Annotated in this window: 10 protein-coding genes; 8 read left to right on the top strand and 2 right to left on the bottom strand. The window is 71.8% G+C overall.

Annotated features, from left to right (window positions below):
• The first annotated feature begins 157 nt into the window (after positions 1–157).
• Complete coding sequence (locus tag ACIG87_RS16160) at positions 158–1,489, top strand: jacalin-like lectin (protein ID WP_396851282.1); 1,332 nt, start codon at positions 158–160, stop codon at positions 1,487–1,489.
• A 10-nt stretch (positions 1,490–1,499) separates the two neighbouring features.
• Positions 1,500–3,446, top strand: a complete 1,947-nt coding sequence (gene uvrC / locus ACIG87_RS16155; protein WP_396851281.1) for an excinuclease ABC subunit UvrC — start codon at positions 1,500–1,502, stop codon at positions 3,444–3,446.
• A gap of 254 nt (positions 3,447–3,700) precedes the next feature.
• Here the strand turns inward: uvrC and recQ are convergent, their stop codons facing one another.
• The gene (gene recQ / locus ACIG87_RS16150; RefSeq protein ID WP_396851280.1) at positions 3,701–5,545 is read right to left on the bottom strand and encodes a DNA helicase RecQ; all 1,845 of its coding nucleotides are present in this window, start codon (positions 5,543–5,545) and stop codon (positions 3,701–3,703) included.
• Positions 5,546–5,767: 222 nt separating this feature from the next.
• Positions 5,768–6,292, bottom strand: coding sequence for a hypothetical protein (locus ACIG87_RS16145; RefSeq protein ID WP_396851279.1), 525 nt, complete (start codon positions 6,290–6,292; stop codon positions 5,768–5,770).
• 147 nt (positions 6,293–6,439) lie between these two features.
• On the opposite strand from ACIG87_RS16145, the gene ACIG87_RS16140 reads away from it, so the two are divergent.
• From ACIG87_RS16140 to whiA, 6 genes are all read left to right on the top strand, one after another.
• Positions 6,440–7,288, top strand: coding sequence for a helix-turn-helix domain-containing protein (locus ACIG87_RS16140; RefSeq protein WP_396851328.1), 849 nt, complete (start codon positions 6,440–6,442; stop codon positions 7,286–7,288).
• A 22-nt stretch (positions 7,289–7,310) separates the two neighbouring features.
• Positions 7,311–7,514, top strand: coding sequence for a DUF397 domain-containing protein (locus tag ACIG87_RS16135; protein WP_396851278.1), 204 nt, complete (start codon positions 7,311–7,313; stop codon positions 7,512–7,514).
• Between the two features lie 64 nt (positions 7,515–7,578).
• Positions 7,579–8,478, top strand: coding sequence for a hypothetical protein (locus ACIG87_RS16130; protein WP_396851277.1), 900 nt, complete (start codon positions 7,579–7,581; stop codon positions 8,476–8,478).
• Positions 8,479–8,776: 298 nt separating this feature from the next.
• Positions 8,777–9,688: an RNase adapter RapZ gene (rapZ, locus tag ACIG87_RS16125; RefSeq protein ID WP_396851276.1), complete on the top strand. Its 912-nt coding sequence runs from the start codon at positions 8,777–8,779 to the stop codon at positions 9,686–9,688.
• The gene (yvcK, locus tag ACIG87_RS16120) at positions 9,685–10,647 is read left to right on the top strand and encodes a uridine diphosphate-N-acetylglucosamine-binding protein YvcK (RefSeq protein ID WP_396851275.1); all 963 of its coding nucleotides are present in this window, start codon (positions 9,685–9,687) and stop codon (positions 10,645–10,647) included. The genes rapZ and yvcK overlap by 4 nt, the downstream gene beginning before the upstream one ends.
• Positions 10,648–10,701: 54 nt before the next feature.
• On the top strand, positions 10,702–11,682 hold the full coding sequence (whiA, locus tag ACIG87_RS16115; RefSeq protein WP_088999356.1) for a DNA-binding protein WhiA: 981 nt from the start codon (positions 10,702–10,704) through the stop codon (positions 11,680–11,682).
• The last annotated feature ends 131 nt before the right edge of the window (positions 11,683–11,813 follow it).

The raw sequence follows: 11,813 nt of genomic DNA, 5'->3' as shown, positions 1-11,813 counted from the left end.
TAATCTTCGTTCGTCGATATCGGAAGACGTCCATCGAGCGGCTGCCGAATCTTTGCCCGGGGAGCCTTGAGCCGGTCGGAGCACTTGGATAACCTTCGATCCCGCACCGGGGCCGGCGCTCCCTGGTTGGCCTCCTCCACTTCAGATTGGACAGTCGATGAAGGTCGTCCGTCTGCTCGCGTCCGCGGCGCTGCTCGCGGCCGTGCTCACCCCGTCCGGGCCGGCCGCCGCGTCCGCCGGCACCGCCGCCGCCCCCAGTTCGGGGGCGTTCTCCGTGCTCACCTACAACGTGGCCGGCCTGCCCGACATCATCTCCAGCGGCGACCCGGCGACGAACACCCGGCCGATCGGCGAACGGCTCGGCGGGTACGACATCGTGCACGTCCAGGAGGACTTCAACTACCACGCCGACCTGTACGCCACCGACCAGCACCCGTACCGGACCCCGACCAGTGGGGGCGTGCCGTTCGGCAGTGGCCTCAACACGCTGTCGAACTACCCGTACAGCGACTTCGCCCGGGTCAAGTGGAACTCCTGCAACGGCACCGACTGCCTCACCCCGAAGGGCTTCAGCGCCTCCAGGATCCGGCTGGCCGAGGGCGTCTTCGTCGACTTCTACAACGCCCATCCGAACGCCGGCAGCACCGACGCCGACCTGGCCGCCCGGCGGGCCAACCTCAGCCAGCTCTCCGCGTACATCGCGGCCAACTCGGCCGGCAACGCGGTGGTGGTGATGGGGGACCTGAACGTCCGCTACACCCGTACCGGCGACAACATCCGCGACCTGGTGGCGGCCAACGGCCTCACCGACGTCTGGGTGCAGCAGGAGCGGGGTGGCCAGCCGCCGGCCGCCGGCGACCCGGCGCTGGTCTGCGACCCGGCGAACGTGACGGACGCCTGCGAGGTGGTCGACAAGATCCTCTACCGGGGCAACCGGCTGGTCCGACTCAGCCTGAACCGCTACCACAACGAGCACACCCGGTTCCTCACCCCGACCGGCGGGCCGCTCTCCGACCACTACCCGCACGCCGCCTGGTTCGACTGGACGCTTGACCCGACGCTGCGGGCCAGCGACACCTGGGGCGGGCCGCACGGCAACCCGTTCACCGACGCCGACCGGGTCGGCCCGGCGGTGACCCAGGTCACCCTGCGCGGTGGCTCCCGGCTCGACCAGGTCGGCGTCGACCTGGCCGACGGGACCGCGCTGCGCCACGGCGGCACCGGCGGGACCGCCGCCACCCTCACCCTGGCCCCCGGCGAACGGATCACCCAGGTCACCCTGACCCAGGGGCAGAAGGACGGCCGGACCCGGATCTTCTCGGCCCGGTTCACCACCGACCAGGGCCGGACGCTCACCGGCGGGACGCCCACCTCGGCGTCGGTCACCTTCACCGCACCGCCGGGTGGCCGGCTGGCCGGCTTCTTCGGCCGGGCCGACGCCGAGGTCGACCAGCTCGGCGTGATCTGGGCTGTCGGTCCCGCCGTCTAGGCTCGGTGGCGTGGCTGATCCCTCGACCTACCGCCCCGCGTCCGGCACGATCCCGGAATCCCCCGGGGTCTACCGCTTCCGCGACGGCACCGGCCGGGTGATCTACGTCGGCAAGGCGAAGAACCTGCGCAGCAGGCTCAACTCCTACTTCGCCGACCCGTGGGGGCTGCACGAGCGGACCCGGCAGATGGTCACCACCGCCGAGTCGGTCGACTGGATCATCTTCGGCACCGAGGTCGAGGCGCTCCAGCAGGAGTTCACCTGGATCAAGCAGTACGACCCCCGGTTCAACGTCCGGTACCGCGACGACAAGTCGTACCCGTACCTGGCGGTCACCCTCGACGAGGAGTACCCGCGGCTGCAGGTCATGCGGGGCGCGAAGCGCAAGGGCGTGCGGTACTTCGGGCCGTACTCGCACGCCTGGGCGATCCGCGAGACGCTCGACCTGCTGCTGCGGGTCTTCCCGGCCCGCACCTGCTCCGCCGGGGTGTTCAAACGGGCCGGGCAGGTGGGCCGACCCTGCCTGCTCGGCTACATCGGCAAGTGCTCGGCACCCTGCGTGGGCACCGTCTCCGCCGACGAGCACCGGGCGATCGTCGACAACTTCTGCGAGTTCATGGCCGGCCGCACCGACAGCATGGTGCGTCGCCTCGAACGGGAGATGACCGAGGCCAGCGAGCAGTTGGAGTTCGAGCGGGCGGCCCGGCTGCGCGACGACGTCGCCGCGCTGCGCCGGGCCATGGAGAAGCAGACCGTGGTGCTCGGCGACGGCACCGACGCCGACGTGGTCGCCTTCGCCGACGACCCGCTCGAAGCCGCCGTGCAGGTCTTCCACGTCCGCGACGGCCGGGTCCGCGGCCAGCGCGGCTGGGTGGTGGAGAAGACCGAGGAGCTGACCACCGGTGACCTGGTGCACCATTTCTGCACCCAGGTCTACGGCGGCGAGCAGGGCGAGGCCGACGTGCCCCGGGAGTTGCTGGTCCCCGAGCTGCCGGCCGACGCCGAAGCGCTCGCCGACTGGCTCAGCGCCCGCCGGGGCAGTCGGGTGTCGCTGCGGGTGCCCCAGCGTGGCGACAAGAAGACCCTGCTGGAGACGGTGGGCCGCAACGCGAAGGACGCCCTGGCCCGGCACAAGCTCAAACGGGCCGGCGACCTGACCACCCGCGGCAAGGCGCTCGACGAGATCAGTGAGGCGCTCGGCATGCGCACCTCACCGCTGCGCATCGAGTGTTTCGACGTCTCCCAGATCCAGGGCACCGACGTGGTGGCCAGCATGGTCGTCTTCGAGGACGGGCTGCCGCGCAAGAGCGAGTACCGCCGGTTCATCGTCCGGGGGGCCACCGACGACCTGTCGGCGATGTCCGAGGTGCTGCGCCGCCGCTTCGCCCGTTACCTCGACGCCCGCGCCGAGACCGGTGAGCTGGGCGAGGAGACCGCCTCCGACCCGGACCGGCCCGGCATCGACCCGACCACCGGCCGGCCGCGCAAGTTCGCCTACCCGCCGCAGCTGGTGGTGGTGGACGGTGGCGCCCCGCAGGTGGCGGCGGCGGCCCAGGCGCTGGCCGAGCTGGGCATCGACGACGTGGCGCTGTGTGGGCTGGCCAAGCGGCTGGAGGAGGTCTGGCTCCCCGACGACGAGTACCCGGTCATCCTGCCGCGTACCTCCGAGGGGCTCTACCTGCTGCAACGGGTCCGGGACGAGGCGCACCGGTTCGCCATCACCTTCCACCGGCAACGTCGCTCCAAGCGGATGACCGAATCGGCCCTGGACGCCGTCCCCGGGCTGGGGGAGGTCCGCCGCAAGGCGCTGCTGCAACACTTCGGCTCGCTCAAGCGGCTCTCCGCCGCCACGGTGGACGAGATCACCGAGGTTCCCGGGGTGGGACGCCGTACCGCCGAGGCGATCCTCGCCGCCCTCGACGGCGAAGCCGCCCCTAGCCCCGCCACGGCCGACTGACCTCCCGCCTCCCTGCCTGCCCGCTCCTGCCGACCTCCAGCCTGTTCGGTGGGGCCGCGTCTTCGCCCCGAGCCGCCGCCCCGTGGGGGTTCCGGGCAGCATGATCGACTCAACTGGGGCGATGTTGCGGTGTCCGACGGACGGCGATACCGCAATATCGGCCCACAGGAGTGGATCAACGGCGGCGAGGCCGCGAGCCGGGCCGGTCAGGCCCGGTCAGAGGTCGGAGTCCGGTCAGGGGTCGACGCCGGCTGTCAGGAGTGGTCGGTGAGGACGGTGAGGATCGGCTCGCCGTACTTGGCCAGCTTGTTCTCGCCGACGCCGCTGATCTTCGACAGCTCGGCCAGTGAGGCGGGGGCGTCGGTGGCGATCTGTCGCAGCGTCGCGTCGTGGAAGATCACGTACGCCGGCACGCCCTGCTCCTTGGCGGTGGCCGCCCGCCAGGCCCGCAGCCGCTCGAACAGCGACGAAGCTGCCGGGTCCAGCTCGGCGACCACGGTGGCCGCGCCACGCGGCTTGGCCGAGCGGGTCGAGGCCACCTTCTCCGGCTCCCGACGCATGGTGACCGTACGACGGCGACCCAGCACCTCGGCGCTGGCCTCGGTGAGCGCCAGCGTCCCGTAGTCGCCCTCGACGGCCAACAACCCTTCGGCGAGCAGTTGGCGGACGACCCCGCGCCACTCCGCCTCGCGCAGTTCGGTGCCGATGCCGAAGGTGCTCAGGGCGTCGTGGCCGTACTGGCTGATCTTGTCGTTCTGCTTGCCGATCAGGATGTCCACGCAGTGCCCGGCACCGAAGCGCTGGTTGCGTTCGCGATCGAGCCGGTAGACGGTGGAGAGCAGCTTCTGCGCGGCGACCGTGCCGTCCCAGGTCTCCGGTGGGGTGAGGCAGGTGTCGCAGTTGCCGCAGTTGGCCGCGCCGGACTGGCCGAAGTATTCCAGCAGCTGCACCCGGCGGCAGCGGACCGTCTCGCAGAGCGCCAGCATGGCGTCCAGGTGGGTGGCGAGGTTACGCCGGTGGGCGAGGTCGCCCTCGGACGTCTCGATCATCTTGCGCTGCTGCACCACGTCCTGGAGGCCGTAGGCGAGCCAGGCGGTCGACGGCAGCCCGTCCCGGCCGGCCCGGCCGGTCTCCTGGTAGTAGCCCTCGACCGACTTGGGCAGGTCGAGGTGGGCCACGAACCGGACGTCGGGCTTGTCGATGCCCATCCCGAAGGCGATCGTGGCGACCATGACCAGGCCGTCCTCCCGCAGGAAGCGCTGCTGGTTGGTGGCGCGGGTGGTCGCGTCCAGGCCGGCGTGGTAGGGCAGCGCGGCGACCCCGTTGGTCACCAGGAACTCGGCGGTCTTGTCCACCGAGGCGCGGGACAGGCAGTAGACGATGCCGGCATCGCCCGGGTGCTCGTCGCGCAGCAGGGCCAGCAGCTGCTTGCGTGGCTCCTTCTTGGGCACGATCCGGTACTGGATGTTGGGCCGGTCGAAGCTCGCCACGAAGTGCCGGGCCTCGATGAGCTGGAGCCGGGTGGCGATCTCGGCCCGGGTGGCGCTGGTGGCGGTCGCGGTCAACGCGATCCGGGGCACCGCCGGCCACCGCTCGTGCAGCATCGACAGGGCCAGGTAGTCGGGGCGGAAGTCGTGCCCCCACTGGGACACACAGTGCGCCTCGTCGATGGCGAACAGGCCGATCCGGCCCCGGTCGAGCAACTGCTGCACGCCCCGGGTGCCCAGCGCCTCGGGGGCGAGGTAGAGCAGATCCAGCTTGCCGTCGACGAACGCCTGCTCGACGGTGCGCCGGGCGGCGTAGTCCTGGGTGGAGTTGAGGAAGCCGGCCCGTACGCCGACCGCTGTCAACGCGTCGACCTGGTCCTGCATGAGCGCGATCAGCGGCGAGACGACCACCGCGACGCCGTCACGGACCAGGGCCGGGACCTGGTAGCACAGCGACTTGCCGCCGCCGGTGGGCATCAGCACCAGGGCGTCCCCGCCGGCCACCACGTGGTCGATGACCTCCTGCTGGAAGCCGCGGAAGGAGTCGTAGCCGAAGACCCGGCGGAGCACGTCGAGGGCGTCGGAGGCGCGCAGCTCGGTGGGGGAGGCCATCCGGGGAGTCTACGAGCCCGCGCCGACAACGACGGCTGCACACCCGCCGGACGCGTTCGCCGCAGCTCGGCCAGTTCCGGCGGCAGGGCGGCGCTGAACGTCACGCCGGCAAGTGCCCCCGAGTAGGCTCGAGGTGACTGGACCAGGGCGGTGGAGATCAGCCCGAGGGCCTGGTCGAAGTTCTCGACCAGGCCCGGCGGTACCCGGGGCCACTGCAGGCACTCACCGCCCCGCCCCGCTGTCCCCGTCGCCCCAGCACAGCCCGCCGATGCCGGCCGCGCTGTGGAAGCCGGGATGCCCGGTGACGTCCATGCAGACCTCGCCGTCGGGGCCGATTCGGCCGCAGAAGACCGGCTCGACGTGGTTCCAGGCGTCGGCCCGGGACAGCAGGGCGGCGTTCGCGGCCAGCTCGGGGCGCAGGGTCGTCAGCCCTTCCGTGTAGACGACGGCCTGATCGCGGGCCTCGCCCAGGTCGGCCGCCGGGTAGGACAGGTGCAGCGTCCAGCGGCGGTCCATCTCGTAGGCCCCGGCCGGCGGCCCGTTGCGGTCCGACCGCCGCTCGCGCTCGGTCGTATAGCGGGTGACCAGGGAGTTGGCGTACGACGAGAGGGCTTCCGGCTTCGCCAGCGCGTGCGCGATGGCGGCCCGGACCTGCTCGGACACGTCGGCCCGGTCGAGCATGGCCGCCAGGTCACGATGAAAGTCGGACTCGGACTGCCCCCACCGCGACGATCGATTGTCAGTCACCGGCCTGCACCTCTCCGTAGTGAGTGATTAGTAAGAGACTGGCCTATCGAGGAAAGAAACGCAACGTTGTACTTTTTCTGAGTGAGCCTTGATTCTCTGTTGCTCTCAGGTGAGAATCGGTTACCCATAGTGGAGGTGATGCCGGCGATGGCGCAGGTGCCAAGTCCGACGATCAGAGCCCGTCGTCTGCGGCGCGAGCTGCGTCGCCTGCGGGACCGCACCGGGCACACCGCAGAGGACGTGGCCAAGCTCCTGGGCTGGCATCGCACCAAGGTCATCCGTTTCGAACTCGGCCACTCCCGGGTGATGCCCAAGGACCTGCCGCCGCTGCTCGATCTCTACGACGCCTCCGAGGAGGAACGGGAGTCGCTGACCGCGCTGCTGCGGCAGTCGCGCCAGAAGGGCTGGTGGAGCGCGTACGGCGACGTGTTGCCGGACGACTACGTCGGCTTCGAGGCGGAGGCGACGTCGATCAGCGCGTTCGAGAGCCTGTATGTGCCCGGCCTGTTGCAGACGGAGGAGTACGTCCGCGCGATCGTGAGGGCGGGGCGCAGCACCGCCGACCAGGATGAGACAGACCGACGGGTGGCAGCCCGACTCGGCCGCAAGGTGCTGCTCTCACGAGACGTACCGCCGAGACTGTGGATGGTCCTCGACGAGGCGGCCATCCGTCGCGTCGTGGGCGGCCCGATGGTGATGCGAGCGCAACTCGCTCGTCTGATTGAGGCGTGTGAGCTGCCCACCGTCGAGATCCAGATTCTGCCCTTTGCCGCTGGTGCGCACGCAGCCATGGGCGGCCCCTTCACTCTTCTCGACTACGCCGATCCCGCTCTGGACCCCACAGTCGTCTATCTCGACAACGACTCAAGCACGCTTCTTCTTGAGGAAGAGAGGCATGTCGCCCGATATAGACTCATGTTCGACCACCTCATGGCGAAGGCGCTCGACCCTGATGAGTCGGCAGGCTTCCTGGCCCGGGTGGCTGACCAGTACTGACTCGGACAAAGGGGCCTGACCGATGACTGCTCCGGCTGTTCACGCGGCGAAGTGGCGGAAGAGCAGCCGGAGCAGCGCGAGCGGCTCGAACTGTGTCGAGGTGGCCGAGTTGTTCGGTGGGTTGGCGGTGCGGGACTCCAAGGACCCGGACGGGTCGGCGCTCCACTTCGGCCGGGACGCCTGGTCGTCGTTCCTCGGTGGTCTGCGGCACGGCCTGCGCGGCTGACTCCCCGGGAATCGGTCGCCGCCCTCATGCCGAGGGCATCGACCCCGTGCGGTTGGATGGCGGCATGGCGGTACGCATCGATATCGACGCACTCCGGGACGTGGCCGGGGTCGACGTCTGCGCAGCGGCGGACAAGCTGACGGTTGCCGGTCAACCGGCGGAGATCCTCCCGGTCGGCGGCGGGGCATCCGGGGTGATCCACGAGGCGGGAAAGCCGCCGTACGAGGTCTGGGTGGGAGTCACTGCGGACGGCTTCACCGCCGAGTGTGACTGCACCGCCGGTGCGGAGCTGTGTGCGCATGCGGTGGCGCTCACCGCTGCTGCCCTGGCCGACGGCTTCGCCTGGTCCTCGGCGGCCACCCCGCCGTCCCGCACGGCTGTCGATCCCCGGGTCGCCGAACTGGCCGAACTCGCGCGTGGCCTGCCCGTTCGCCGGCTGGTGTCGCTGGTCGCCGAGTGGGCGGCCACGGATCGGGTGTGGGAGAACAGGTTGCGGGCACAGGCCGGTCAGCTCGCGCCGCTCACCGCCGCCGAGCTGGACGACATCCGGCGGACGATCGACAACCTGGCCCACGAGGCGACCAGCGGTGACCGTTGGGACCTGCACGACGTGGAGAAGGCCGGCCGGGCGATCGTCGAGGAGGTCGAGGTGCTCGCCCAACGGCCGCCGACCCACGAGACGCTGTTGCTGGTCGAGCGGGCCGCCCGCGCGTGGGACGGTCTCGCCGGCTACCTCTGGGACGCCTGGGAGACGTACGAGGACGAGCCGGCCGAGATCGGCGGCGCGTTGCGGGCGGTGCACGTCCGGCTCTGCGAGCAGGTGCAGCCGGACCCCGACGACCTGGCCGCCCGGCTCGCCGAGATCATCGGGGCGGCCGAGGTCGACTCCTGCCTCGACGAGCCGGGGGACTACCTCGGCGTGCTCGGCCGTGACCGGGTCAAGGCGCTGCGGAGTCGCCGCTGACGCTCGCGACCGTCGAGCGGCCACACCTTTCCCGGACAGCCGTATGCCCGTCTGTCATAGATATGACGGGCGGGCATACGTATGCCCGTCGCATGATGCCCCGGCCGCGCCGGGGTGCCGGGCGGGAGGTGGCCCGCGCCGCCGGCTGACTTCGTGCCGTCGGTCGGTTCCGTGCTGCCGGGCGACCCGCCATCGGGCGTGCCGGGATCGACGCTGCCGGCCGGGATAGAGTCGTCGACTGACCCTGTGCGGCACGGGACCCATCGGGGCTCGCCGCCACGGAATCGGGAGTGGTGGGATGAGCGAGGCGCGGACAGCCGGCGGGCACGTCGAGGGCGGCACAGCCGAGTCGGACACCACGCTGGTGGTGGTCACCGGCCTGTCCGGCGGTGGCCGCAGCACGGTGGCCCGCGCCCTGGAGAACGTCGGCTACTACGTGGTGGACAACCTCCCGCAGGCGCTGATGCTGGACATGGCCGAGCTGGCGGTCAAGGCCGGCGGGGCGGCCCGGCGTACCGCGATGGTGCTGGACGTCCGCTCGCGGGCGTTCTCCACCGACCTGGCCGGGGCGATCCGGGAGCTGAAGGAGCGGGGATTCTCGCCCCGGGTGGTCTTCGTCGACGCCGACGACGAGGTGCTGATCCGCCGGTTCGAGAGCGTCCGCCGGTCGCACCCGTTGCAGGGCGAGGGGCGGCTGGCCGACGGCATCGCCGTCGAGCGCGCCCTGCTGGAGGAGGCCCGGGACCAGGCCGATGTGATCATCGACACCAGCCACCTCAACGTCAACCAGCTCCGTCGCCGGGTCGAGGAGCTGTTCGGCGGGGAGGACGCCCGCCGACTGCGGATCACCGTGCTCTCCTTCGGCTTCAAGTACGGCCTGCCGCCGGACGCCGAGTTCGTGCTCGACGCCCGGTTCCTGCCCAATCCGTACTGGGTGCCGGAGCTGCGGGAGCACACCGGGCGGGCGGCGGCGGTCAGCGCGTACGTGCTCGGCCAGGAGGGTGCGGACGCCTTCGTCGCCTCGTACGCCGACCTGGTCAACGCCACCACCGCCGGCTTCGAGCGGGAGGGCAAGCGCTACCTGACCGTGGCCGTCGGCTGCACCGGCGGCAAGCACCGCAGCGTGGCCATCGCCGAGGAACTGGCCGGCCGGCTGCGCCAGTCCGGGCTCGGCGCCAACGCGCAGCACCGGGACCTGGGGCGGGAATGACGGTGACGAAGGTGGTCGCCTTCGGCGGGGGGCACGGCCTGTCGGCCTCGTTGCGGGCGCTGCGGCACTGTGCCGGGGAGCTGGACCTGGACATCACCGCCGTGGTCACCGTCGGCGACGACGGGGGCTCCAGCGGTCGGCTGCGCGCCGAACGCGGCGGCCTGCCCCCGGGGGACCTGCGGCAGGCCCTGGTCGCGCTGGCCGGGGACCATCCGGCGACCCGGCGCAGCGCGGGGCTGTTCCAGCACCGGTTCGCCGGTGACTCGCGGGACGGGCTGGCTGGTCACGCGGTGGGCAACCTGGTGATCTGCGGCCTGATGGAGCAGCTCGGCGACCCGGTCGCCGCGCTGGAGCACGCCGGGGCGATGCTCGGCGCGGTCGGGCGGGTGCTGCCGATGTCCCCCCAGCCGGTGGGGATCGAGGCCCGGGTCCGTGGCGTCGACCCGGCCCGGCCCGACGAGGTACGCACCGTGCGGGGCCAGCACCAGGTCGCGGTGACCGCCGGCACGGTGGAGGCGGTGCGGATCACCCCGGACGCCCCGGTGGCCTGCGCGGAGGCGGTGGCCGCCGTCGGCGGCGCGGACTGGTTGATCTTCGGGCCGGGCAGCTGGTACACCAGCGTGTTGCCGCACCTGCTGGTGCCGGGGCTGGCCGAGGCGATCGTGACCAGCCCGGCCCGCCGCCTGGTCACCCTAAACCTGGCCGCCGAGCAGGAGACCCTGGGGCTCTCGGCAGCCGACCACCTGGCCGCCCTGCGCGGGTACCTTTCACGGCTCACCGTCGACTACGTGCTGGCCGACTCCAAGGCGGTGGGTGATCCCGCACCGGTGGGGCGTGCGGCAGAATCGCTTGGTGCCCGGTTGGTCCTCGCCCCGGTCGCCGTCGACGACGGCACGCCCCGTCACGATCCGGCTGCCCTGGGTGCCGCACTGGTGCCTGTCCTGGGTGCCGATCGTTAAGCACGTACGTAATCACCGGCGACACGCCGGTACCGGTCCGTGAGGGGGCGCACAATGGCGATGACGGCTGCGGTCAAGGACGAGCTGAGCCGGGTCGACGTGCCCAAGCCCTGCTGCCGGCGGGCGGAGATGGCCGCGCTGCTGCGCTTCGCCGGCGGGCTGCACATCGTCTCCGGTCGGGTGGTGGTGGAGGCGGAGCTGGACACCGGGGCGGTGGCCCGCCGGCTGCGCCGGGAGATCGCCGAGGTCTACGGCTATCCCAGCGAGATCCACGTGCTCGCCTCGGGTGGGCTGCGCAAGGGCAGCCACTTCATCGTCCGGGTGGTCAAGGACGGCGAGGCGCTGGCCCGGCAGACCGGCCTGCTCGACGTCCGGGGTCGGCCGGTACGCGGCCTGCCGCCGCACGTGGTGGCGGCCAACGTCTGCTGCGCGGTGTCGGCCTGGCGCGGAGCGTTCATGGCGCACGGCTCGCTGACCGAGCCGGGCCGCTCCAGTGCGTTGGAGATCACCTGCCCGGGGCCGGAGTCGGCCCTGGCCCTGGTCGGCGCGGCCCGCCGGATCGGCATCACCGCCAAGAACCGCGAGGTGCGCGGGGTGGACCGGGTGGTGGTCAAGGACGGCGACGCGATCGCCGCGCTGCTCACCCGGATAGGAGCCCACTCCAGCGTGCTGGCCTGGGAGGAGCGCCGGGTGCGCCGCGAGGTGCGGGCCACCGCCAACCGGCTGGCGAACTTCGACGACGCCAACCTGCGCCGCTCGGCGCGGGCGGCGGTGGCCGCCGCCGCCCGGGTCACCCGGGCGCTGGAGATCCTCGCCGAGGACGCGCCGAACCACCTCACCTCGGCCGGCCGGCTGAGGCTGGAGCACCGGCAGGCGTCGCTGGAGGAGCTGGGCGCGCTGGCCGACCCGCCGTTGACCAAGGACGCCATCGCCGGGCGGATCCGCCGGCTGCTGGCGCTGGCCGACAAGCGGGCCCGTGACCTGGGCATCCCGGATACCGAAGCGGCCGTCACGCCGGACATGCTCGTGGTCTGATAGGACGGTGAGCCGTCATCCTGCGGGCGAGTGCGTTGTGCGAGCCGGCGGGAACAGCGCGCCACGGGTCGGGTGGGTGGGGCGTGCCGTGCCGTCGACCCGACGGGGTCGCCACCCGCCGCATCGCGGCG

Source organism: Micromonospora sp. NPDC051925 (genome assembly GCF_044548625.1).
GTDB lineage: Bacteria > Actinomycetota > Actinomycetes > Mycobacteriales > Micromonosporaceae > Micromonospora.
The sequence above is the reverse complement of the archived record's forward strand: the minus strand, read 5'-3'. Positions and strand labels throughout refer to the sequence as shown.

Coding starts and splice junctions, on each gene's coding strand:
- ACIG87_RS16160 (WP_396851282.1), top strand. CDS start 158: ATGAAGGTCGTCCGTCTGCTCGCGTCCGCGGCGCTGCTCGCGGCCGTG.
- recQ (WP_396851280.1), bottom strand. CDS start 5,545: ATGGCCTCCCCCACCGAGCTGCGCGCCTCCGACGCCCTCGACGTGCTC.
- ACIG87_RS16140 (WP_396851328.1), top strand. CDS start 6,440: ATGGCGCAGGTGCCAAGTCCGACGATCAGAGCCCGTCGTCTGCGGCGC.
- ACIG87_RS16135 (WP_396851278.1), top strand. CDS start 7,311: ATGACTGCTCCGGCTGTTCACGCGGCGAAGTGGCGGAAGAGCAGCCGG.
- ACIG87_RS16130 (WP_396851277.1), top strand. CDS start 7,579: ATGGCGGTACGCATCGATATCGACGCACTCCGGGACGTGGCCGGGGTC.
- rapZ (WP_396851276.1), top strand. CDS start 8,777: ATGAGCGAGGCGCGGACAGCCGGCGGGCACGTCGAGGGCGGCACAGCC.
- yvcK (WP_396851275.1), top strand. CDS start 9,685: ATGACGGTGACGAAGGTGGTCGCCTTCGGCGGGGGGCACGGCCTGTCG.
- whiA (WP_088999356.1), top strand. CDS start 10,702: ATGGCGATGACGGCTGCGGTCAAGGACGAGCTGAGCCGGGTCGACGTG.